At 71.9% G+C, this 22299-nt stretch carries 24 protein-coding genes; 8 read left to right on the top strand and 16 right to left on the bottom strand.

Annotation, left to right across the window (positions count from 1 at the left end; translation table 11 throughout):
- Positions 1-169: 169 nt before the first annotated feature.
- Positions 170-1270, top strand: a complete 1101-nt coding sequence (locus ACZ63E_RS43040) for a hypothetical protein (RefSeq protein ID WP_465342087.1) — start codon at positions 170-172, stop codon at positions 1268-1270.
- On the opposite strand, the gene ACZ63E_RS43035 is transcribed toward ACZ63E_RS43040, so the two are convergent.
- Positions 1248-2138, bottom strand: a complete 891-nt coding sequence (locus ACZ63E_RS43035; protein ID WP_465342086.1) for a transketolase family protein — start codon at positions 2136-2138, stop codon at positions 1248-1250. The two genes, ACZ63E_RS43040 and ACZ63E_RS43035, sit on opposite strands and share 23 nt — an antisense overlap.
- A gap of 1 nt (position 2139) precedes the next feature.
- Positions 2140-2829 carry a thiamine pyrophosphate-dependent enzyme gene (locus ACZ63E_RS43030; RefSeq protein WP_465308028.1) on the bottom strand — a complete coding sequence of 230 codons (690 nt, stop codon included), beginning with the start codon at positions 2827-2829 and terminating at the stop codon, positions 2140-2142.
- A 53-nt stretch (positions 2830-2882) separates the two neighbouring features.
- Between ACZ63E_RS43030 and soxR the strand changes: the two genes are divergently transcribed.
- Both soxR and ACZ63E_RS43020 read left to right on the top strand, forming a co-directional pair.
- Positions 2883-3344, top strand: a complete 462-nt coding sequence (gene soxR / locus ACZ63E_RS43025; RefSeq protein ID WP_465308030.1) for a redox-sensitive transcriptional activator SoxR — start codon at positions 2883-2885, stop codon at positions 3342-3344.
- 33 nt (positions 3345-3377) lie between these two features.
- Positions 3378-3911, top strand: coding sequence for an RNA 2'-phosphotransferase (locus ACZ63E_RS43020; RefSeq protein WP_465342085.1), 534 nt, complete (start codon positions 3378-3380; stop codon positions 3909-3911).
- Between the two features lie 556 nt (positions 3912-4467).
- Here ACZ63E_RS43020 and ACZ63E_RS43015 read toward each other — a convergent pair.
- Positions 4468-5061: a TetR/AcrR family transcriptional regulator gene (locus ACZ63E_RS43015; protein WP_465308034.1), complete on the bottom strand. Its 594-nt coding sequence runs from the start codon at positions 5059-5061 to the stop codon at positions 4468-4470.
- Positions 5062-5266: 205 nt separating this feature from the next.
- Between ACZ63E_RS43015 and ACZ63E_RS43010 the strand changes: the two genes are divergently transcribed.
- Positions 5267-7462 carry an MMPL family transporter gene (locus ACZ63E_RS43010; protein ID WP_465342084.1) on the top strand — a complete coding sequence of 732 codons (2196 nt, stop codon included), beginning with the start codon at positions 5267-5269 and terminating at the stop codon, positions 7460-7462.
- Between the two features lie 73 nt (positions 7463-7535).
- On the top strand, positions 7536-7973 hold the full coding sequence (locus ACZ63E_RS43005; protein WP_465342083.1) for a hypothetical protein: 438 nt from the start codon (positions 7536-7538) through the stop codon (positions 7971-7973).
- A gap of 79 nt (positions 7974-8052) precedes the next feature.
- Here the strand turns inward: ACZ63E_RS43005 and ACZ63E_RS43000 are convergent, their stop codons facing one another.
- The gene (locus tag ACZ63E_RS43000; RefSeq protein ID WP_465308042.1) at positions 8053-8211 is read right to left on the bottom strand and encodes a hypothetical protein; all 159 of its coding nucleotides are present in this window, start codon (positions 8209-8211) and stop codon (positions 8053-8055) included.
- Positions 8212-8228: 17 nt separating this feature from the next.
- On the opposite strand from ACZ63E_RS43000, the gene ACZ63E_RS42995 reads away from it, so the two are divergent.
- A complete protein-coding gene (locus ACZ63E_RS42995) occupies positions 8229-8966 on the top strand; it encodes an MBL fold metallo-hydrolase (RefSeq protein WP_465342081.1) in 738 nt (245 codons plus the stop codon).
- Here the strand turns inward: ACZ63E_RS42995 and hisB are convergent.
- From hisB to hisD, 3 genes are read right to left on the bottom strand one after another with little or no spacing between them, the layout of a single operon-like run.
- On the bottom strand, positions 8963-9562 hold the full coding sequence (gene hisB / locus ACZ63E_RS42990) for an imidazoleglycerol-phosphate dehydratase HisB (RefSeq protein ID WP_465342080.1): 600 nt from the start codon (positions 9560-9562) through the stop codon (positions 8963-8965). The genes ACZ63E_RS42995 and hisB overlap by 4 nt on opposite strands.
- The gene (locus tag ACZ63E_RS42985) at positions 9559-10659 is read right to left on the bottom strand and encodes a histidinol-phosphate transaminase (protein ID WP_465342079.1); all 1101 of its coding nucleotides are present in this window, start codon (positions 10657-10659) and stop codon (positions 9559-9561) included. The genes hisB and ACZ63E_RS42985 overlap by 4 nt, the downstream gene beginning before the upstream one ends.
- Positions 10656-11981, bottom strand: coding sequence for a histidinol dehydrogenase (hisD, locus tag ACZ63E_RS42980; RefSeq protein ID WP_465342078.1), 1326 nt, complete (start codon positions 11979-11981; stop codon positions 10656-10658). The genes ACZ63E_RS42985 and hisD overlap by 4 nt, the downstream gene beginning before the upstream one ends.
- A gap of 83 nt (positions 11982-12064) precedes the next feature.
- On the opposite strand from hisD, the gene ACZ63E_RS42975 reads away from it, so the two are divergent.
- Complete coding sequence (locus ACZ63E_RS42975; protein WP_465342127.1) at positions 12065-12859, top strand: nitrilase-related carbon-nitrogen hydrolase; 795 nt, start codon at positions 12065-12067, stop codon at positions 12857-12859.
- 12 nt (positions 12860-12871) lie between these two features.
- On the opposite strand, the gene ACZ63E_RS42970 is transcribed toward ACZ63E_RS42975, so the two are convergent.
- The 3 genes from ACZ63E_RS42970 to eccB are packed head-to-tail and all read right to left on the bottom strand — an operon-like array spanning position 12872 to position 15632.
- A complete protein-coding gene (locus ACZ63E_RS42970; RefSeq protein ID WP_465342077.1) occupies positions 12872-13507 on the bottom strand; it encodes a response regulator in 636 nt (211 codons plus the stop codon).
- The gene (locus ACZ63E_RS42965) at positions 13504-14199 is read right to left on the bottom strand and encodes a response regulator (protein ID WP_465342076.1); all 696 of its coding nucleotides are present in this window, start codon (positions 14197-14199) and stop codon (positions 13504-13506) included. The genes ACZ63E_RS42970 and ACZ63E_RS42965 overlap by 4 nt, the downstream gene beginning before the upstream one ends.
- 11 nt (positions 14200-14210) lie before the next feature.
- Complete coding sequence (gene eccB, locus ACZ63E_RS42960; RefSeq protein WP_465342075.1) at positions 14211-15632, bottom strand: type VII secretion protein EccB; 1422 nt, start codon at positions 15630-15632, stop codon at positions 14211-14213.
- A gap of 152 nt (positions 15633-15784) precedes the next feature.
- Here eccB and ACZ63E_RS42955 point away from each other — a divergent pair, with 152 nt between their 5' ends.
- Positions 15785-16831 carry a type VII secretion protein EccE gene (locus ACZ63E_RS42955; protein ID WP_465342073.1) on the top strand — a complete coding sequence of 349 codons (1047 nt, stop codon included), beginning with the start codon at positions 15785-15787 and terminating at the stop codon, positions 16829-16831.
- Positions 16832-16865: 34 nt separating this feature from the next.
- Here the strand turns inward: ACZ63E_RS42955 and eccD are convergent, their stop codons facing one another.
- Genes eccD through ACZ63E_RS42925 form a run of 6 tightly spaced genes read right to left on the bottom strand, consistent with a single transcriptional unit; the run spans position 16866 to position 22266 of the window.
- Positions 16866-18239, bottom strand: coding sequence for a type VII secretion integral membrane protein EccD (gene eccD, locus ACZ63E_RS42950; protein ID WP_465342071.1), 1374 nt, complete (start codon positions 18237-18239; stop codon positions 16866-16868).
- Entirely contained in the window at positions 18239-18559 is a 321-nt protein-coding gene (locus ACZ63E_RS42945) for a YbaB/EbfC family nucleoid-associated protein (protein WP_465308066.1), read from the bottom strand. Before ACZ63E_RS42945 ends, eccD begins: the two co-directional genes overlap by 1 nt.
- A complete protein-coding gene (locus tag ACZ63E_RS42940) occupies positions 18556-19026 on the bottom strand; it encodes a hypothetical protein (RefSeq protein WP_465308068.1) in 471 nt (156 codons plus the stop codon). Before ACZ63E_RS42940 ends, ACZ63E_RS42945 begins: the two co-directional genes overlap by 4 nt.
- Positions 19026-20387, bottom strand: coding sequence for a WXG100 family type VII secretion target (locus ACZ63E_RS42935; RefSeq protein ID WP_465342070.1), 1362 nt, complete (start codon positions 20385-20387; stop codon positions 19026-19028). Before ACZ63E_RS42935 ends, ACZ63E_RS42940 begins: the two co-directional genes overlap by 1 nt.
- 3 nt (positions 20388-20390) lie before the next feature.
- Positions 20391-21458 carry a WXG100 family type VII secretion target gene (locus ACZ63E_RS42930; RefSeq protein WP_465342069.1) on the bottom strand — a complete coding sequence of 356 codons (1068 nt, stop codon included), beginning with the start codon at positions 21456-21458 and terminating at the stop codon, positions 20391-20393.
- Between the two features lie 31 nt (positions 21459-21489).
- Positions 21490-22266: a WXG100 family type VII secretion target gene (locus ACZ63E_RS42925; protein WP_465342068.1), complete on the bottom strand. Its 777-nt coding sequence runs from the start codon at positions 22264-22266 to the stop codon at positions 21490-21492.
- Positions 22267-22299: the final 33 nt, after the last annotated feature.

The raw sequence follows: 22299 nt of genomic DNA, 5'->3' as shown, positions 1-22299 counted from the left end.
GGATGGCCGCACTCGGCTTCAACGACCCACCCGCACGCATGCCCGGCCGGCGGCGGCGCGCCGGGGGCGGACATTGTCCGCGCGAGGGGTGCAGCGGGAGCCTGCGCCGGAACAACGACGGCGGATACACCTGCACGAGGTGCGGTCACCGCTCCGCCGGGACCAACCGATGAGTGCGCCTTCGTTCGCCGAAGGCACTCTGAACATCGGCAGCCGCATCGGCCGCTACTTCGGGCTCGTGAGCATGCTGCCCGCGCTGTTCCTGGTGCTCTGGTCGGCCGCGCTCGCGACGAGCGGCGCCTGGCAAGGGGCGCCGCACCCGGAGTGGATCGGGCCGCGCATCGGCGGCTGGTCGCTCACCGGCGTCGCGTGGCTGCTGCTGGCGAGCCTGGCGACCGGGCTCTTCCTGCATCCCTTGCAGTTCGCCATGACCCAGGTCCTCGAAGGGTATTGGGGCCACACCCGGCCGGCCCGCGCCTTTCTGCGCATCCGCATCGGGCACCACCGCAAGCGCGCACTTCGCGCGAACGACGACGCGACCCGCCTCGAGGACCTCCTCGAAGCCGCCGTCGTCAAGAAAGCCAGGCAGATCAAGCAAGTGGATCCGGGAATGCTCGCCGGATTGGACGAGGATGGGCGACGGCACGCGATCCTGAACTCCGGGCACGGCAACCGGCTGGGTGGGCTGATCGCCGCCTGGGACGCCGCGGCGCACGCGACCGAGCGCTACCCCGAGATCGAGCGGATAATGCCCACCCGGCTGGGAAACGCCCTTCGGCGCGAAGAAGACCGTGCCGGTCGGCAGTACGGTCTCGAGGCGATCTTGACCGTCCCGCTGTTTGTCCTCGTCTCCGCGGACAAACACGTGCAGTACCTCCGGGACACCCGGCAGCAGATGGACACCTCGATCCGGCTGTGTGTCGTGTCCCTGCTCGGCGCTGCGGAAGCGGCCGCCTGCCTCGTCACCGACGGGTGGTGGCTGCTCATCGCCCTGGCTCCGTACGCGCTGGCGTACCTCGCCTATCGCGCCGCGGTCGCGGCGGCCGACGAGTACACCACCGCGGTCAAGAGCATGATCGACCTGAACCGGTTCACGCTGTACGAAAGCCTCAACGTCGAGCGTCCCCAGGACACGGCCGAAGAACGAAGAACCAACCGGAAGCTCATGCGGTTGCTGGACGGCGAAGACGTCGATCTCCGGTATCGCAAGCCCGCCGCCGGTACCCCCAGCACCGGCGGCACTGCCCCTACTCCCCCAGGAACTCCCTGATCGACAAGGCCAACGACCCGGCATCCAGGCCATGCGCCAGATCATGGTCCGCAACATCCCCGTAAGTCCGCACCTCCGCATCCCGCCGCACGCCCAGCGACCGCAGCCGGTGCGGCACGTCCGCCAACGCCTCCGCCACCCAATGCGCCGACGTCCCCGCCAGATAGGGCTCCACCAGCACCACCGAAGCAACAGAATCCACGGCCGCGCGCAAACCCGCCCCGTCGAACGGCCGGATCGTCGACGCGTACAGCACCGTGACGTCAAGACCCGCCGTAGCCCGCAGCACCCGATCAAGCATCGGCCCCACCGCCACCACGACCCCACGCGAACCCGACCGCAGCCGCGTGAAACCCACCCCCAGGTGCGGCGAAGCGTTCTCCTGCGCCGACAGTCGCAGGTAGACGCGGCCGTCGCCGGGGATGGACTCCAGCAGGAGGCGGCGGGCCTCGTCCGGGTGGCCCGGCACGTGGACCGTCCAGCCCGGCAACGAATCGATCAGCGCGACGTCGCCCGGGGACTGGTGTGTGCGCCCCGCCGTCGGCATGTCGTACGACGCGCCGTACGACACCAGGACCCCGCCGACGTCCTGGTGGGAAAAATCCAGCTTGATCTGCTCGAACCCGCGCTCCACCAGGAACGACGGGAACGTGTGCACGATCGGCCGCAGCCCCGCCAGCGCCAGCCCGGCGCCCGCGCTGACCAGCAGCTGCTCGCGGATCCCGACGTTGATCACCCGGTCCGGGTGCCGCCGCGCGGCGCCGGCCAGCTGCGCGGCGGAGATGTCGGCGAGCACGATCGCGACGTCCGGGTCGGCGTCGAGGATCTGCTCGGTGGTGGCCAGGAAAGTGTCCCGCATCGAAAGCATGTCAGCCCTTCGGTTCGACGACGGCGACCACGGCGAGCGGCCGGCCGGGGTGGGCGGTGGTGAAGGCGTCATAGAGCGCGTCGTGGTCGCGGCCGGACACGGTGCGGGTCTCCCAGCCCTCGACCTCGAAGCGGCGGGCGATGCCGCCCGGCCAGCCGCGCGTCGAGGACTGGTTGTCGACCACCACGGTGGTCAGGTTCTCCAGCCCGAACCGCGCGGCGACGACGATCGCCTCGTGGTTGGAGCCTTCGTCGAGCTCGGCGTCGCCGACCAGGGTCACGACCTTCGACGTCAGCCCGCGGGCGCGCAGGCCCAGCGCCGAGCCGAGCGCTATCGGCAGCCCGTGGCCGAGTGAGCCGCTGGAGATCTCGACGCCGGGGATCCGCCGCCGGTCGGGGTGGTGGCCGAGCCGCGACACCGGGTCGGACCACGTTTCCAGCTCGGCTTCGTCGATGAAGCCCTTCGCGGTCAGCACGGCGTAGTAAGCCATCGGACCGTGCCCTTTGGACAGCAGGAACCGGTCGCGGTCGGGCTCGCGGAAGTTTTCGGGCGTGATGTCGAGCACGCGGTCGTAGAGCACCCACAGGACGTCCACAGTGGACTCGGCGGCGGCGAGGTGCTTGTCGTCGCCGGTCATCAGGGAGATCAGACGGGGCAGCTCCGCGTGGCCCGGTTCGGTCGCAGTGGTCATGCCTCCGACGATGCAACCTCGACTAAACTCGAAGTCAAGGCTAGCCTGAGCTGGTGACGAGGCTCGCTGAACATCTCAGCATCGGACAGGTGGCGGACCGCAGCGGGGTTCCGCACACGGCACTGCGGTTCTACGAGGAGAAAGGCCTGATCAGCTCGGAGCGTTCGGCGGGCAACCAGCGCCGCTATTCACGCTCGGTGCTGCGGCGGATCGCGTTCATCCGCGCCGCGCAACGGGTCGGGCTCTCCCTCGAGGACATCAGCTCCGCGCTGGCCACGCTGCCCGCCGACCACGCCCCGACGAAAGCCGACTGGGCGCGCCTGTCCCGCGACTGGCAGCACGAGCTCGACGCGCGCATCGACGCCCTCCAACGTCTTCGCGACCGGCTCACCGGCTGCGTCGGCTGCGGGTGCCTGTCGCTGCGCAGCTGCTCGCTCTACAACAACGACGACGAGCTGGCGCGCTTCGGCCCGGGGGCCGGCAAACTGCGTCCCGCCGTCGAGGGTGGCATCTAAATCGGTTGCCCCGGGCGGGATCCTGGGGAGGAAATGAACGAGAAAGAAATGATCCGCATCTCGAAGCGGCTGGCGCTGCACCTGCGTCACGACCCCGCCGCGATCGGGCTCACCCTCACCCCGGACGGCTGGGCGCCGGTCGACGCGCTGCTGCGCGCGCTGGGGATCACCCGCGAACAGCTCGACGAAGTCGTCGAGACGAACAACAAGCGCCGCTTCGCCTTCGACGAAACCGGCACGCTGATCCGCGCGAGCCAGGGCCACAGCATCGCCGTCGAGCTCGGCCTGCCGGACACACCGCCGCCGGACGTGCTCTACCACGGCACGGTGGCGAAGTTCCTCACCCCGATCCTGCGCGAGGGCCTGCGCCCGATGAAGCGCCACGCGGTCCACCTGTCGGCAACGATCGACACGGCGCGTGTTGTCGCCGCCCGGCGCGGAAAGCCGGTGATCCTGCGGGTGGACGCGGCCGCCATGGCCGCCGCGGGTCACGCATTCCAGGTGAGCGCCAACGGAGTCTGGCTGACGGCCACAGTCCCCCCGAACTACCTCGACCAACTCACCTAACCCGCCCCCAGCCGGACGACACGCGTCCCTGCACGGACGACACGCGTACCCAGCCGGACGACACGTCGTGTCGACCCCACAATCACGCGTGTCGACCCCCTAATCACGCGTGTCGACCCGCCAATCACGCGAGTTCCGCCTTCAGACACACGAGATCCGCCCGAGATCACACGAGATCCGACTCGGATCACACGAGATCCGCTCGGGTCACGTGTGTCATCCGCCTGAGTACGCGTGTCGTCCAGTCAGGTACGCGTGTCGTCCGCCGGGGTTCGCGGAACTCGCGTGACTGGGCCCGGGACTGGCGTGATCAGAGACGGAACTCGCGTGATTGAGCCCGAAACTCGCGTGATTGGGCGCGGAACTCGCGTGATTGAGCGGGCATCTCACGTGATTGGGAGGGCATCTCACGTGATCGGAGGGGCATCTCGTGATTGAGGGGGCATCTCGCGTGATTGAGCGCGGGACACGCGTGATTGGGCGGGCATCTCGCGGGTGATTGGGGGTCGACACGTGGGAGGGGAGGGTCGACACAGGGTGGAGGGGCGAAAGGGGGTTAGGGGGTTGAGAGGGGGGTTAGGGTTCGGCGGCGGGGGCGGCCGAGGAGGCGGCGGCCTACGTCGAGCAGTTCCGTTCGGAGCTCTTCGTCGCCGAGGCGGGCCAGGTCGGGGGAACCGCCGGCCATTGCGATGCCCGTCAGGGTCACCATCGCGTTGACGCGGGCCGCCGCGTCCGGGTCCGGGCCCGCCAGGATGCCGAGCAGCGCCTGGCCGAACCCCTCCATGCCACCGTGCGCGGACTTCTCGATCGCGCGGATCAGCCCCGGGTCGCTCGAGAACAGCGCCACCAGCGCCCGGTGGCGGATCACCAGGTCGATGAACCCCTCCAGCAGCAGGTCCACCTGCGCACCCCGGCGCTTCTGCGCGGCCGCGCGCAGCACCAGCTCGTCCAGGTCGCGGACACCGGGCTCGGCCACCGCCTCGGTGATCTCCGCCTTCGTCTTGAAGTGGTAGTACACCGCCGCCTTCGTGATCCCCAGCGCGTCGGCGATCATCTGCAGCGACGTGCCCTCGACCCCGTGTTCGGTGAACAGCCGCAGCGCGGTGTGCAGCAGTCGGGTCCGGGTGTCCTCGGCCGGGCCGGCGGTCATTCTTCCTCCTCAGCGAGCGGTCGGAGCGTACGTCACTCCCTGTCGATCGGCAAACCGCTTACTTGCCGATCGGCTGGGATAAACCTTGCTGTTCGGCAAGTCACATACTTGCCGATCGGCTTGGAGGTCTCCTTGCCGATCGGCTAGCGTGGGTTGCAACCAGATGGAGTGAACCGACCCCTTTCGGGGGAAACGGAGCTGACGCGTGGCGACCTTCCTGTACCGGCTCGGCCGGTTGTCCTTCCGACGGCGAGCGCTGGTCGCCGCCGTCTGGGCGGCCGTCCTCGTGGCGCTCGGGCTGGGCGCCCTCACGCTTTCGGGCCAGCTGTCGAACTCGGTGACGATCCCCGGCACCGAGTCGCAGCGGGCCATCGACCAGCTGACCGAGAAGTTCCCGCAGGCCAACGCCGGAGGCGCGACCGCGCGCGTCGTGATCGAGGCCCCGGCCGGCACCTCGGTGACCGACACGAAGGGCAAGGCCGCCGTCGAGGCCCTGGTCGGGCAGCTGAAGACCGCGCCCAAGGTCGCCGGCGTCGTGGACCCGTTCCAGGCGCAGTCGATCTCCCCCGACAAGCGCGTCGCGCTCGCCCAGGTCAGCTACGGCGCGAAGGCCTTCGAGCTCACCGACGGTGACCGCGAAGCCCTCCTGAAAACCGCCAACGCGGCCCGCGACGCCGGGTTCACCGTCGAGTTCGGCGGTGACGCCGTGCAGGGCGTCCCGGCCACCGGCGCCACCGAAGGCCTCGGGGTCGCGGTCGCCGCCATCGTGCTGATCATCACCTTCGGCTCGCTGATCGCGGCCGGGATCCCGCTGCTCACCGCCCTCGTCGGCGTCGGCATCGGGATGGCGGGCATCCTGCTCGCCTCCGGCGTCACCGAGCTGAACTCGAACACGCCGATCCTGGCGCTGATGATCGGCCTGGCCGTCGGCATCGACTACGCGCTGTTCATCGTCTCGCGCTACCGGCACGAGCTCAGCATCGGCCGCGAACCCGAGGAGGCCGCCGGACGCGCCGCGGGCACCGCCGGCTCGGCCGTCGTCTTCGCCGGGCTCACCGTCATCATCGCGCTGGCCGGGCTCACCATCATCGGCATCCCGTTCCTCGGCCAGATGGGCGTCGCGGCCGCGGTCACCGTCGCGATCGCCGTGCTCATCGCGTTGACGCTGCTGCCCGCGATCCTCGGTTTCGCCGGCGCGAAGGTCGCCGGGAACCGCATCCGGCTGCGTCGCAAGCCGGTCGAACCGACGCACGGTGAGCGTTGGGCGCGGTTCGTCGCGCGCCACCGCATCCCGGTGCTGCTCGTCGCGCTGGCCGGGATGGCCGTGGTCGCGCTGCCCGCGCTCGGCATGCAGCTCGGCCTGCCCAACGACAGCACCGCCGCGCCGGAGTCCACGCAGCACAAGGCGTACGAGATCGCGAGCCGCAGCTTCGGCGAGGGCTCGAACGGGCCGCTGCTGGTCGTCGTCGACGTCGGCTCGAGCACGAACCGCCAGGCCGCGCTCGGCCAGGCCGCGGCCGACATCCAGAAGCTGCCCGACGTCGCCGCCGTCACCCCACCGAAGGTCAACCAGACCGGTGACACGGCGTTGCTCACGGTGATCCCGAAGAGCGGCCCGAGCAGCACCCAGACCGAGGACCTGGTCGCGGCGATCCGCACCGAGTCGGGCACGCTGGAGAACGCGACGGGCGCGAAGCTGGCCGTCACCGGGCAGACCGCGGCGAACATCGACGTCTCCGCGAAGCTCTCGGACGCGATGCTGCCGTACCTCGCGCTGATCGTCGGGCTGGCATTCGTGCTGCTGATGCTGGTGTTCCGCTCGGTCGTCGTCCCGTTGAAGGCGACGATCGGCTTCCTCGGCTCGGTCGCGGCGACGTTCGGCGCGGTGGTCGCGGTGTTCCAGTGGGGCTGGCTGACCGACCTGCTCGGTGTGGAATCGACCGGGCCGATCATGAGCATGCTGCCGATCCTGCTGATCGGTGTCCTCTTCGGACTCGCGATGGACTACCAGGTGTTCCTGGTGACGCGGATGCGCGAGGAGCACGTCCACGGCGCGGAGCCGCAGGAGGCGATGGTCACCGGCTTCCGCCACGGCGCGCGGGTGGTCGTCGCGGCGGCGCTGATCATGATCAGCGTGTTCGCCGGGTTCGTGCTCGCGGAGTCGTCGCTGATCCAGTCGATCGGCTTCGCGCTGGCGTTCGGGGTGCTGGTGGACGCGTTCGTGGTCCGCATGACGCTGGTGCCGGCGGTGATGTCCCTGCTCGGCCGCGGCGCCTGGTGGCTGCCGAAGTGGCTCGACCGCATCCTGCCGGACGTCGACGTCGAGGGCGAAAAGCTCACGAAGCAGCTCGACGCCGCTCCGGACGACGATGAGCGCGAACTGGTGGGCGCGAACCGCTAGCCGAAAGGCCCCTCCGCACCCGGAGGGGCCTTTTTCGGTTGCCGGCCGGGGGATTTCCGCGAGGATGACGTAGATGACGGGTCACCGCCTCCTCGACCTCCTTCGCGAGCTCCGGGCCACCGGCGCCGGACCGAGGTGGCAGCTCGCCGGACGGACGTGGCGGGCCACTGTGGTCGTCGATCCGCAGCGCTGGCTGGGGTTGGAGTTCGAGGCGTGGGACCCGGTGTCCGGCCGGCGCACCACCTACGACATCGACACGGACCTCTACGACATCACGCGGGACGATCAGCGCGAGTTCGCGGCGGAGATCGAGCGCGACATCGTCGAGTTCCTCGACAACCTGCGGAAGGGGCTCGTGCTGCGCGGAAACGACGGGCGGAAGTTCGTGCTCGTCTTCCCTCTCGACGGGTCCTTCGTCCGGGTCGTCCAGGGCCGCTTCATGACCAGCGCGTCGACGCACCCCGATCTCGCCACGACTCGGGCCGGGGGCGACTACGTTCCGCTGGAGTGACCGGCCGGGGCGGGGACGCCGTCGAGGATGATCACCGGGAACACCCGGGCGAAGGGTGGGGGCTGTTCGAGGCGGACCGTTAGCTGGCAAACCAGAAGATCGCGCCGCCGATGGCGAGCAGGGCCGCGATGCCGAGGACCACCGCCATGAACTTGGCCGTCTTCCACGCCGAGTAGACCCCGCCCACCAGGAAACCGCCCAGGGCCAGCAGCAGGACGCCAACGACTTCTTTGCTCACGCCGGTTAGGGTGCCACATGCCGTTCGACGTGCTCGTGCTGGGCAGCGCCAGCCCCTACCCGCGCCCCGGCGAACCGTGCTCCGGTTACCTCGTGCGCGGTGCCGGCACCACAGTCTGGCTCGACGCCGGGCCCGGCACCCTGGCCGCGCTGCAGGAGCACACCACGCTGACCGATGTCGACGCGATCTGGGTCTCGCACCTGCACGCCGATCACGTCGCCGACCTGCTGCCCGCCGTGTACGCGCTGCTGTTCGCCGACCTGCGGCCGGTGCGGCCGATTCCGCTGTACGGGCCGCCCGGCGTCGGCGAGCGGCTCGGCGCTTTCCTCACCAACGCCGCGGCGGCGCCGATCGGGGAAGCGTTCGAGGTGCACGAACTGCACGATGGTCACGTCACCGCCGCCGGCGGGCTCACGCTGGCGACAACCGCGGTGGAGCACGGCTTTCCGGCGTTCGGCGTGCGCGTGACCGACGGCGACCGGGTGCTGGCCTACTCCGGGGACACCGGCCCGTGCGCCGCGCTCACCGGACTGGCCACCGGCGCCGACCTGTTCCTCTGCGAGGCCGATGGGCCCGAGCCGTCGGAAGTCCACCTGACGCCCGAGGACGCCGCACGGGCCGCCCGTGGCTCCGGGCGGCTCGTGCTGACCCATCTCGGCCCGTTCCTCACCGCCGGGGACGCCGTCGCGCGCGCCTCGGCCGTCCACTCCGGACAGGTCGACGTCGCGACGCCCGGCGCGGTGTTCGCGGTTTAGAGCACGCCCTTCGTGGAAGGGATGCCGCCCGCGCGCGGGTCGGGCTCGGTCGCCGCGCGCAACGCTCGTGCCACCGCCTTGTACTCCGCCTCCGCGATGTGGTGCGGGTCGCGGCCGTGGATCACCCGGACGTGCAGCGCGATCTGCGCGTGGAACGCCAGCGAGTCGAACACGTGCCGCGTCAGCACGAACGGGTAGTTGTTACCGATCGTGAAGGTGGTGAACTGCTCCGGCTCCCCCACGTGCACGCAGTACGGCCGCCCGGAGACGTCGATCGCCGCGTGGGCCAGGGTTTCGTCCATCGGGATCCACGCGTCGCCGAAGCGGCGGATGCCGCTCTTGTCGCCCAGGGCCTGGCGGATCGCCTGGCCGAGCACGATCGCCGTGTCCTCCACCGTGTGGTGCGCGTCGATGTGGACGTCGCCGGTGGCCTCGACCTTGAGGTCCAGCGAGCCGTGCACGCCGAACGCCGTCAGCATGTGGTCGTAGAACGGCACGCCGGTCGAGATGTCGACCTCGCCCGTGCCGTCGAGGTCCAGCTGCACGAAGATCGAGGACTCCTTGGTGGTCCGTTCGACCTTGCCGATGCGGCTCATCGGGCCACTTCCTTACTCGCCTCGAGAAAGGCGTCGTTCTCTTCCGGGGTGCCGATGCTCACGCGCAGGTGTCCGGGAATACCCGGGTCGCGGATCAGCACGCCCTTGTCCAAATAGGATTTCCACGCCGCCGAGGGCGACGCGAACCGTCCGAAGAGGACGAAGTTCGAGTCGCTCGGCACCGGGTCGAACCCCAGGCCCGCCAACGCCTCCACGACGCGGTCGCGTTCGGCGGCCAGCTTGTGCACACTGTCCAAAGTGGCGTCCGCGTGCCGCAGCGCCGCCCGCGCCGCCGCCTGCGTCAGCCGCGAGAGGTGGTATGGCAGGCGCACCAACTGCAGCGCGTCGACAACCGCCGGAGCCGCCGCCAGGTAGCCCAACCGGCCGCCCGCGAAGGCGAACGCCTTGCTCATCGTGCGGGAGACGATCAGCGAAGCCGGGTAGTCGGCCAGCAGCTCGACCGCGCTGGGCTGCGACGAAAACTCCGCGTACGCCTCGTCGACCACGACGATTCCGGTGGCCGCGTCCAGGATCGCCCGGAGCTCGGAAAGCGGGATCGAGCCGCCGGTCGGGTTGTTCGGGCTGGTGACGAACACGATGTCCGGACGCCGCTCCGAGATGACCGCCGCCGCCGCGGCCGTGTCGAGCGTGAAGTCGTCCCGGCGCGGCGCTGGGACCCACTCAGTGCGGGTGCCGGATGCGATGATCGGGTGCATCGAGTACGACGGCTCGAACCCGAGCGCGCTGCGCCCGGGACCGCCGAACGCCTGCAGGATCTGCTGCAGCACTTCGTTGGACCCGTTGGCGGCCCAGACGTTCCGCTCGGTCAGCACCACGCGCGTCGACACGCTGAGGTAGTCGGCCAGGTCGTGCCGCAGGGCGAGCGCGTCGCGGTCCGGGTAGCGGTGCAGCTCGGCCGCCTCCGCACGGACCGCCTCCGCGACGTCCGCCACCAGCGAAGGCGGCGGCGGGTACGGGTTTTCGTTGGTGTTGAGCCGGACCGGGACGTCCAGCTGCGGCGCGCCGTAGGGCGACTTGCCGCGCAGGTCGTCCCGCAGCGGCAGCTCGTCCAGGGTCACCTCTTCGCCGATGGTCATCGGACCGAACCTCCGAAACGCGCCGTCACGGCCTCGCCGTGCGCGGGCAGGTCCTCGGCGTTCGCCAGCGCGACGACGCGGCCGGCGACCTCCCGCAGCGCGTTCTCGCTGTAGTCCACGACGTGGATGCCCTTGAGGAAGCTCTGCACGGACAGGCCCGAGGAGTGGCGGGCGAACCCGCCGGTGGGCAGGACGTGGTTGGAGCCGGCGCAGTAGTCGCCCAGCGACACCGGGGCGTACGCCCCGACGAAGATCGCGCCCGCGTTGCGGACCCGGGCGGCGACCTCGCGCGCGTCCGCCGTCTGGATCTCCAGGTGCTCGGCGGCGTACGCGTCGACCACACGCAGGCCGTCGTCCACTGTGGACACCAGGATGACGCCGGACTGCTTGCCGCCCAGCGCTTCGGTGACGCGCTCGGTGTGCTTGGTCGCCGAGACGCGGCCCACCAGCTCCTTGTCAACGGCGTCGGCCAGCTCGACCGAAGTCGTCACCAGGACGCTCGCGGCGAGCGGGTCGTGCTCGGCCTGGCTGATCAGGTCGGCGGCGACGTGCACCGGGTCGGCCGTCTCGTCGGCGAGGATGGCGATCTCGGTCGGGCCGGCCTCGGAGTCGATGCCGATCAGGCCGCGCAGCAGCCGCTTCGCCGCGGTCAGGTAGATGTTGCCCGGCCCGGTGACGACGTCGACCGGGGTGAGCTCGGTGCCGTCGGTGTCCGTGCCGCCGTAGGCCAGCAGCGCGACGGCCTGCGCGCCGCCGACCGCCCACACCTCGTCGACGCCGAGCAGTTCGGCCGCGGCGAGGATGGTCGGGTGCGGCAGCCCGGCGAACCCGGCCTGCGGCGGTGAGCAGACGACCAGGGAGCCGACCCCGGCGAGCTGCGCCGGGACGACGTTCATCACCACGGTCGAGGGGTACACCGCGAGCCCGCCCGGCGCGTACAGCCCGACGCGCTCGACCGGCACCCACTTCTCGGTGACCGTGCCGCCGTCGACGACCGTCGTGGTCACGTCGGTGCGGCGCTGCTCCGCGTGCACCTTGCGCGCGCGGGTGATCGACTCCTCCAGCGCGGCGCGCACGGCCGGGTCGAGCTGCGCGAGGGCCTGCGTGAGCCGCTCCCGCGGCACGCGCACGCTCATCGGGCGGACCTTGTCGAACTTCTCCGTGTACTCGAGGACGGCTTCGACACCGCGGTCACGGACCGCCTCGACCACCGGGCGCACGTGATGCAGCGCCGCGTCCACGTCGTATTCGGCACGCGGCAGCGTGGCGCGCAGTTCGGCGGCGGTCGGGACCTGCCCGCGCAGGTCGGTGCGGTTCAACATGCCCCCAGGGTACGAGGTCACGCCGAGCGGGTTTTCAGCGATACTCCCCGGTGACGGCGGATCCCAGCATGCAGGAGGCAGCGGTGGCGCGAATCGCGTTGTGCCAGGTCAACTCGGGTGACGAACCGGAGGCGAACCTGAAGCTGGTTCGCTCCGGGGTCGAGGCGGCCGCGGCCGAGGGCGCGCGGATCGTCGTCTTCCCCGAAGCGACCATGGCCCGCTTCGGCCGTCCGCTGGAGCCGGTCGCGGAGCCCCTCGACGGGCCGTGGGCGTCCGCGGTCGCCGCGGTGGCCGCCGAGCACGACGTCGTGGTCGTCGCCGGGATGTTCACCCCGGCCGACGCCGGGCGCGTGCACAACACGCTGCTGATCACCGGCGGCGGGCACCACCGCGGCTACGACAAGATCCACCTCTACGACGCGTTCGGCTTCGCCGAGTCCGACACGGTGGCGCCCGGCGCCACCTTGGCGACGTTCGAGCTGGACGACGTCGTCTACGGCGTCGCGACCTGCTACGACGTCCGCTTCCCGGAGCTGTTCCGCGCGCTGGCCGACGACGGCGCCGACGTCGTGCTGCTCCCGACGTCGTGGGGCGCCGGCGAGGGCAAGCGCGAGCAGTGGGAGGTGCTGGTGCGGGCGCGGGCCCTGGACTCCGGCTGCTGGGTGCTGGGCTGCGGCCAGGCCGACCCGGCGGCGACGGGCGTCACGGTGAACCCGAAGGCGCCGACCGGGATCGGCCACTCGCTGGCCGCGGACGGCTTCGGCCGGGTGCACGCCGCCGCGGGCGCGGCCCCGGAGATGCTGCTGGTGGACGTCGACCCGGCGCTCGCCGCCCGGGCCCGCGCCGCCACCGGAGCCCTCGCCAACCGCAGGCTCTGACCCGAGCGCGAGCTAGCGGAGCAGGCCTTCGCGGATCGCGACCCGGACGAAGCCCGCCCGGCGCCGTTCGCCCGTCTTGTCGCGGATGCGGTCCAGGTAGGACCGCACCGTGCGGACGCTGATGTTGAGGATCTCCGCGACGTCGACGTCCCGCTCGCCCGCCGCCACCAGCCGGAGCACCTGCTTTTCCCGCTCCGACAACACGATCTTCGGGCCCGCGTGGCGCTCTTCGCTGTCCTGGATGATCATCCCGGCCAGCGTCGGCGACACGTACGCGTTGTCGTCGGCGATCGTGCGGATCGCGCGCAGCAGCTCGTCGCCGTCGACGTCCTTCGACAGGAAGCCCTTCGCGCCCGCCTGCATCGCGCCGAGGACCTCCGGCTGCTCCGCGTGCGCGGACACCACCAGCACCTTGTGCCCCATGTGCCCCACCTCCAGGACCGCGGCCGCGTCCTGGACCCCGCGGAGCTTGAGGTCGAGCACGACCACGCTGCCGGCCGGCTGGTCCTGGACCGCGAACCGGGCCACCGAGTCGGCGACCGCGCCGAGCTCGATGTCCGGGGCCTCGGTCAGCACGCGGGTGAGCGCGTACCGGTAGAGCGGGTGGTCCTCGATCACGCCGACGCGGATCGACCGCGGCCGGCTCATTTGCGGCCGCCGCGCCGGGGGCCCGCGCCGCCGATGAGGCCGCGCCGGATGGCCTCCTTGACCAGGCCCGGGCGCCGCCGCTCGCCCGTCTTGTCGCGGATGCGGTCGAGGTACCCGCGCACCGTGCGGACGCCGATCCCGAGGATCAGGGCGATGTCGACGTCCCGCTCCCCCGCCGCCACCAGCCGCAGCACCTGTTCCTCGCGCGGCGAGAGCTCGACCTCGGCCGACGGCGCCGGCCGGTCGGCGTTGTCCTTCATGATCATCCCGGCGACCACCGCCGAGACGTACGCGCCGCCGCCGGCGACCGTCTTGATCGCGATCAGCAGCTCGTCGGCGTCGACGTCCTTCGACAGGAAACCGCGCGCGCCGGCGGCGATCGCGCCGAGCACGACCTCCGGCTCGGCCTGCGCCGACACCACGAGCACGTGGTGGCCGAGCTCGCAGACCTCCAGCACCGCCGCCGCGCCCGCCACCCCGGGCAGGCCCAGGTCGAGCAGGACCACGCTGCCCGGCGGCTGCCGGTGCACGTGGAACCGGGCGACCGAGTCGACCACCGCGCCGAGCTCGACGAAGTCGGCTTCGGCCAGCACGCGCTCCACCGAAACGCGGTACAGCGGGTGGTCTTCGATGACGGCGACCCGGACGCGCCCCTGGCCCAAGTCGTCTTCGGTCGAACGCTCTTCTGTCATGTGCACGACTTTCACCCCGTTCCACCCGACGGAGCCGGCTGCCCGGCCGTGGCCGGGTCCAGCGCGGGGCCCGTCGGCACCAATGCCAGCAAACTACCTGTGACCGGTGACTTGGCCACGCTTCCGTAGCCGAGCGACGCCAACGCCTGGGCGTTCACCACCGGGTACTTCCGGCCTGAGTCGGTCACCAGGTAAGTGGTGGCCGAGCCGGACTCGACGACGACGGCGCCCCCCGACGGAGGCACGAACACCTCGTCCGCCACCCGTGCTTCGGTCCGCGTCGGGACCTGGATTGCCTTGGCGCCGGCGGGAAGCGGGAATTCGGCCGAAACGAGCAACCGGTTGCCCTGGATGCACAAAACCACCGAGTTCCCGGTGATCGGCGCCTTCCCCGGGATGCGGTCGGGGAAGGCCGCCGGGTCCGCTCCGCCCGCGCGAGGCGCCCCGGCCTTCGGCGCGGCGGCGACGTCGGCCGCGCGCACCTCGACCGGCGCCGGCGGGCCCGGGTAGGCGGCGGCGTTGGCTTCGGTCGTCACCAGCAGGCTCGCCTCGGTCTGGCCGACCGGCTCGAGGCCGTCGCGGCGGACGACGTAGTACGAAGCCGCGGCGCCGGGCGCGGCCATGGCGTCCACGACGGCGAGCACCTGGCCGACGCGGGAGTCGTGGCCGCCGATCGACGGGCCCCGGTCACCGGCGCCGTCGACCGGCAGCGCGGTGAGGTCACGCCCGGCCGGGACGGTGTCGATCCAGCGCGCGGACACCGCGATCGTCGGGTAGCTGTCGAACTGCAACGCCGTCGCGGCTTCGTCGGACAGCTTGTACCGGCGGCCGCCGGCGAGCAGGAACCGGTCGCCCTTCGGCAGCCGGACGATCACACCCTGGTCCCGCGGCAGCTCGACCCCGGACGCGGGCGCGGCGAGCAGCACGGCGGTGCGCGGCTCGGCCGACGCGGGCGCGTCCTGCGTGGTGCGGCTGCAGCTCGTCCACGGCGTGGTGACCAGCGCGGCCGCCACCGGCACCGAGTCGGGCGCGCCCGGGATGCCGATCTGGGCGCCGCGGCCGGCCTTGCCGAGGTTCTCCGACGAGACGGACACGGTCGCGTCGCCGGCGCCACCGGCCAGCAGCCGCGCGGAGGCGTAGTTGAGGACCGGGTGCAGCACGCCGTCGGCGCCGAGCACGAACCGCGCGCCGGTGCCCTCCTCGACGATCACCTTGCCGCCTTCCAGCCAGTCCTTACCGCCGGAGGGGTTCAGCAGGCCGATGATGCCGAAGACGGCGGTGACCAGCAGCGCGGCCACGAGCCCCAGCACGGTGCCGAGCACGAGCCGGCGGCTGGGCGAGACGGGGTGGTTGGCGTCGGCGGCGACGAGCGCCGAAACGAGCCTGCGGCGGAGGAACTGGTACGCCTGGATCTGGTCCCGCTGCGTCCACACGCTGCTTAGCCCCCGGCTGTGTGCGTCGTCCCTGCTCGGCCCTCAGAGGCCTCGATGCTAGGCACCCGGTTGGCCGAAGGGGAGGGTAATTTTTACGCCCACGCGACATCTGGGGAGGCAGTAGCGTCGGAGACCCGGGGAAAGGGGAGCCCGTGTCCGTCCAAACCGCCGGCGCCGTCCGCCCGGCCCCGGCCCGGCCCGCGTCGGCGCCGCTGCCCTGGCTGCTGCCGGTCCGGCCGCTGCAGGCCGCGCTGTGGGAGATCGCCGCGATCGCCGTCCTGCTCGTGTGGACGGTCGACACCGCCGGCCAGCCGGTGCGGATCGGCGTGAGCGTCGCCGCCGGGCTGCTCGTGCTGCTGACGTCGGTGCGTTTCGCCGGGCGGCACCTGGCCGGCTGGGCGCTGACCTGGACGGCGTACCGGCTCCGGCGTCACGACACGCGCCGCGAGAGCCCGGACCCGCTGATGTGCGTGGCCGGGCCGGTGAAGGTGCGCCAGCACGTCGACCGCGCGGGCAACCGCTTCGGCGTCGCGGAGGTCGACGGCGGCTGGAGCGCGCTGGTGCGCCTGACCCCCGGCACGGGCGCCCCGACGGCGCTGGTGGACATCCTGCGCGAGGCGTACCGCCGCACGGACGTCCCGCTGGCGTCGGCCCAGCTGCTGACGTGGGCGATCCCGCGCGGTGAGCAGGTGCTGCGGGTCCGCTGGCTGGCCGTCCGCTACCGCCCGGACCAGGCCCCGATAGCGGCCCTCGCCCGCGGCGGCGGCGACCTGGGCGCGCTGCGGAGCACGGCGTCGGCGGCGTTGAGCTTGATGGGCTCGCTGGCCGAGGCGGGGTACCAGAGCACGGTGCTCGAAGCCGGCGAGCTGGCACAGGAGCTGCGGGTGGCGCTCGGTGTCCAGGGTGAGGCTTCGGGTGCGCCGGACCGGTGGAAGTCGTGGACGTGGGGCGAGGCGGCGCAGATGTGCTTCACGCCGCGGTCGTCGCGGGTGCTGGACGCGTCAGTGGCGGGGGCGGCGTTCACGGCGACGTCTTACACGCTGACGCGGACTCCGGGTGGGCGGGAGAAGGCTGAAGTGACGATCCGGGTGGGGGGCCGGCCGGGGGCCGCGGTGCCGGTGCCGGGGGCGGCGGTTCCGCTGCACGGGCGGCACGGGGCCGCGGTGCGGAAGACTCTTCCGCTGGCGCTGGACAGCTGAGCAGCGCCCCAAGGTGGCCTTGGGGCGCTCGGCGTCAGCCGCGGACGGCTTCGTAAACCCCCGCGATCATCCCCACAAAAGGCACCAGCGACAGCAGCACCAGGAACTCCGAGACGTCCAAAAGCCGCGACCAGTAAGGCGAACGCAACCCGCGCGCCACCCGCGTCGCGTAAACCAAACACACCGCCGCGGCCAACACCACCGCGCAGCCGGCCGCGAAGATCGCCGTGCGCTGGCCCGAAGCCACCAGCCACACTCCCGCGGTCACCAGGCCGACGATCCCGAAACCGATGAGCACCAGCCGTTGCGCTCGGCGCGCGTACGAGCGGGACCGCAGGATCCACGCCACCCCCAGCAGCGCCGCCAGGCCCGCTTCCCACGGACCACCCGTGGAAAGCACCACCGACGCCGCCAGGACGACCAGGCCCAGGCCCACCAGCAACCCCGTCAGCACACCCTGCGCGTGGGACGTCCGGCCGAACATCTCCGTGCCGAGGGACGGCTGTTCGTCCGCGCGGAACGCCTCCATGTCGTCCGGGACGCGGGGCAGCGGCAAGCGGGCCAGGCGCAGGGCCAGCATCGGGGCCACCGCCGCCAGCGCCGTGGCCAGCACTGCCACCACCGACGCCGCCGCCACCGGGCGGACGCCCGACAGGAGCACCACGCCCGTGGTCACCGCGCCGAAGCCGGCCGCGACCGTGATCGCCACGAACCACGGCAGGCGGTCGGCCACCGAGACCGCCGCCAGGACGCCGTACACCGTCACCGCCGCGAGCCCCGCCGCCAGCGGGCCCGCCGACAGCGAGAACAGCGGGTGCGGCGGCAGGATCGACATCCCCGCCAGCAGCGCCACGCCGACCCCGGCCAGCGACCCGGCCGCGCCCGCTTCGGCGTCGCCGTACGCGCGGCTCAGCGCGCCGCCGCCCAGGAGCAGCACCAGCGCCAGCAATCCCGTCCCCACCGGGGCCAGCACACTGCCGGACGCCGCCGACTGCACCAGCAGCCCGCCCGCCAGCAGCAGGACCACCGCCGCCACCAGGCCGGAACGCCGTGCCACCGAAGGACTCCAGCCCCCGGACGAGTCGGCGACGCTGGCGATCGAGTCGACGACGTCGTCGAACAGCAGCGGACCCCGCGGGCGTTCCCGCGGGGTCAGGTGGAGGACTTCGCCGTCGCGGATCTGGGCCGCGGCGACGCTCAGGCCGAGCGCCAGTGGCGCGCCGCCGAGGCGGGAGAGCACCCAGCCCGGATGCTCGGCCGACGCCTGCCCGGCGGCGCCGGCCAGGCGGACCAGCTGCGGCACCAGCTCGGCGAACGTCGACTGCTGCGGCAGCGCGACGTCGACGCGGGCCCGGGGCGTGACCACCGTGACCCGGCGCGTCGTCCCCGTGAGAGACGCGGTGGTCATCAGACGTTCTTCGCGGCCGAGATCACCGGAGCGAACTTCGCGTTCGAGGCTTCGGCGAGCTTCGAGAGCCCGGCGTTCACCGCCTCCAGCACGATCTCCGAGAGGTTGCGGGCGTCGTACTCGCGGATCGCGCGGGGGTCGATGTCGATGGCGGTGAACCGCCCGTCGCCGCGGAGGGTGACGGTGACCTCGTTCTGCCGCGAGTGCGCCTTGATCTCCATCGCCTCGACCGTGCGCTGGATGCGCTGGACCTCTTCGGTCTGCTTGCGCACCTGCGCCAGCAGTTCGTCCATGTCCGGCACCGCGTACGGATCGGTCATCGCGTCTTCCCTTCGTGCTGGCGGACGTGGACGCTGCCCACGAACCGCTGGAAACCGGGTGAGAGCGCCCGCGCGGTCGCGGGCGCGGCCGTGCAGGCGAGCTCGAGCACCAGCCGCTCTTCCGGCGTCGCGCCGGGGACCGTCAGGTGCACCTGCGTCTGGATCAGCTCGTCGCCTTCGCCGGTGCGCAGGTGCAGCAGCTGCATGACCCCCGGCGCGGCCGGGGCGCCGACGTCGCGGCGGCTCAGCACGTCGAGCCCGGCCGTCGTGCGCGAAAGGCGTTCGACGGCTTCGGCGGCGATGGCGTCGATCGAGGCGTCGTCCGGCCGCTGCTGCACGCTCACCGTGATGTTCGGGACGAACTCGCCCGGCGAAGCGTCGTGCACGGCGACAAAAACCGCGCCGGAGTCACCCGGGTCGACGGCGGTCCAGCCGTCCGGGATGACGAAGTCGAGGGGAAGGGTCATCAGAGCCCCACGTAGGAAACGGCGTCGTCCCAAGCGGATCCGACGGCGTTCGCCGCGTCGGAAGCCGCGGTGCCGACGTAGTCGACGGCCGCGCCGCCGTACTCGCCGATGGTGTGGCCGAGCTTCGGCAGGTCGATGTCGATCTTCGCGCCGACTCCCGCGCCGAGGCCCAGCGCCGCGCCCGCCTTGAAGTTCACCTTGAGGTGCCCGGCGTCGTAGACGGCCTGGGCGTCGAGCTGCGCGCCGACGCCGTACTGCAGCGTGCCGTTCGCGCCGACGCCGATGCCCGCGACGTCCGCCGCGACCTCGCCTTCGACCTTCCCGCCGGCGAAGGCGTTCAGGTGCGCGCCGACCCCGTGCGCGCCGATCGTGCCGGACGCGCTCGCCTCGCCGCCGGCGAAGACCGTGCCCTTGGCGTGCGCCGAAGAGACCCCCCAGTCGCCCTTGAGCTCGGCCTCTTCCTTCACCGCGGCCAGCTCGGTGTGCCCGGACGCGCCGACGTCCCAGCCCTTCGACGTGATCTTGCCGTCGTACTCCGGGGTGAGCCCGTCCTGCTCGTGCTTGAACTTGTAGTACGTGATCTCGGTGTTGTTGCCCAGCTTGTCCTTGAGACTCTCCGGCTTCGGCTGCCCGAACGGCGTGTCCGCCTTCTTCGGCGCGCGCGTGCCTTCGAGGCCGTCCCAGGTGAGCTTCTTCCAGCCCGAGTTCTTGAACCACGACGGCGCGTCGCGCGGCCGCTTGCGCCCGTCGAGCGGGCTGCCGTTGAGCCAGCCCAGCGGACCGCCGGTCTTCTTGCCCAGCTTGTACTCCAGCCGCTGGGTGCCCTCGGGCGGGAACAGCTCGGCGAGCGCCTCGGAGAACTCGTCGACGACCTGACGAGCCGCCTGCACGCTCTGTTCGCCGAGCTGGCGCGCGGCCTGGATGAACGCGCCGACCGAGCCGGAGTTCACCGCGCGGGCCTGCGCGGTCAGCTGCTGGGCGTACTGGTCGAACTGCGCGATGACGGAGTCGACCGCGGCCTTCGCCGACTGCACCAGCTGGGACGCCGTCGCGAGCCGCTTCGCCTGGTCGTCGAGCTTCGTGGCGGCGTCCGTGAGCTCCTCGCCGAGCTTCTGGGCCGCCGTCGCGAACGCGGTGTAGGCGTCGCCGTCCCAGTCCGCGTGCAGGCTCTTCGCGGAGTCGCCGATCTCGCGGGCCTTGCCCGAGACCGTCGACGCCTGGGTGCCGACGCGCTGCGAGGCCGCGCTCAGGGCGCCGGGGTCACCGGTCACCCGTCTCTGGCATTCGACGAGCACCTGCCGGTACCCGGACAGCACGGAGCTGACCACCCCGGACGCGTCGGCGACCCCCGAGCCCCACACGGGTCAGTTCCCGGCCGCGTCGTAGCCGACGTGCTGGCTGAAGTGCTTCCCGTTGTAGTCCAAGGCGATGTCGAGGTCGAAGTCCTGGCCGCCCGGAGCCTCCACAGTGGACTCACCGGTGGTCAGGTTCGTGTGGATGGTGACCTCGTTCGCGCCGCCGCCGCCGACCGGGGCGGGCTGGGTGACCGGCTGGGTGACCGGCGCCGGCTGGGTCGGCACGGTGGCGCCGTGCTGCGCCGGGTCCACGGCGATCCAGCTGTTCGACGGGTCGAGCGGGGTGCCGTTGGCCGTCACCGGGACGGTCGCGCCGGTGCCGCTGGAACCGCCGCCGGTGGCGAGCGCGGGCGGGGTGTAGTCGGTGAACGAAGGCTGCTGCTGCGGGATCCCCCCGCCGCTCCCGCCCGCCACCGCCTGCTGCCCGGCCGGGCTTGCCACCGACGGCGGGGCCTGGGGCGCCGTGACCGGGGTGTTCCCGATCGACGGCGTCGTCGCGCCCGCGCTGCCGGAGTCGTGGTGGAACAGCTTCTCGATCGCGCCGATCACCTGCGCCAGCTGGGTGACCTGCTGGGCGAGGTCGACCGCGCCGAGGGCCTTGAGCAGCGCGCCGATCGCGGTGATGAACGCCCGCAGCGACGCGCTCGTCGCGGTCGACAAAGCGACCGCCGCGCCGTAGGTCCACGGGTTCGACATCAGCGACGCGACCGTCGGGTTCACCGCGGCCACGACCGAGCGGTAGGCCTGCTGCGCCGTCTTGATCAGCGTGCCGGACACCCCGAGCAGCTCGGCGCCCTTCTGCACGACGGTGATGATCGTCTCGAGCTGCTTCAAGGAGTCGGAGATCTTCTTCAGCGCCGACTCGCTCGCCGCGCCCGACCAGATCTTGCCGAGCTGGTCGGCGGCCTTGGTGAGCTCGGTGTACATGCTCAGGAACTGCTCGGCCTTCTTCACCAGGTCGAGCACGTGCTGCGCGATCTGCTCCGGCTGGCCGGTGACGATCTGCGGCAGGATGGTGATCGGCCCGCCCGAGGACGCGGTCGCGTCCATCGCGCTGGAGTTCGGGAAAGTCAGCATCGGACCTCGCAAGTTCTCAAGGAGCGGACGATCAGACGACGGACGCGGGCCGGTAAACGCTGACCTTCGCCAGCCCGCTGATGCGGGCGTCGAGGAGCCCGTGGTTGTAGAGGCGGCCGCCGTCCCCGGCGACCCCGATGACCGGCTGGCGGTCGGAGAACAGCAGCGGCTCCACGACCACGACGTCACCGCTGTGCACGCCGCCTGGGACGTCGGAGAACGCGCGGGCGGTGCCGGCGTAGACCTCGATCAGCCCGACCCGCGCCTGGTTGCCGGCGTCCCCGGCGAGCCAGTCGTTGAAGTCGGCGACCCCGTGGAAACGGGCGTCGGTGATCGGGTGGTCGCCGAGCCTGCCGAAGCTCGCGTCGCCGAGGTAGCGCAGCACGTTGCCGACCGACGACGGCTCGCCGTGGGCGCCCGCGCTGTCGTTGATGGCCACGGTGGCCAGCTCGGACGCGTGCGAACTCCCCCAGATCGACGACGCGGGGGGCGTCGACCCGCTCCCGGTGCCTCCGCCGTACCCGGCGGCGGCGTCCTGGTCGGCCGCCTGGTAGGCGTCGGCACTGGCCTTGACGAGCCCGTTGACCTGCTGCAGCAGCTGCAGGAGCGTGCGGACGGCGGTCACCTGGCTGGAGTGCAGCGCGGCGTTGGCGGCCGCGACCGCGGTGCCGAAGCCGGCGAACGACGTCGGTTGCACGATGAGCCGTTCGAGGTCGGCCACGGCGTTGATGCCGTTCGCGATGATGCCGCCGACGTTGCCGACGGACGAGCGCATCGCCTCGGGCTCAGCCCGGTACTCGCCGACCATGGCTCTCCTTCCGCGGGTGGCTGCTCGGCAGAG

Source organism: Amycolatopsis sp. NPDC104819 (assembly GCF_055583145.1).
This window is presented reverse-complemented; position numbering and strand designations above follow the sequence as displayed.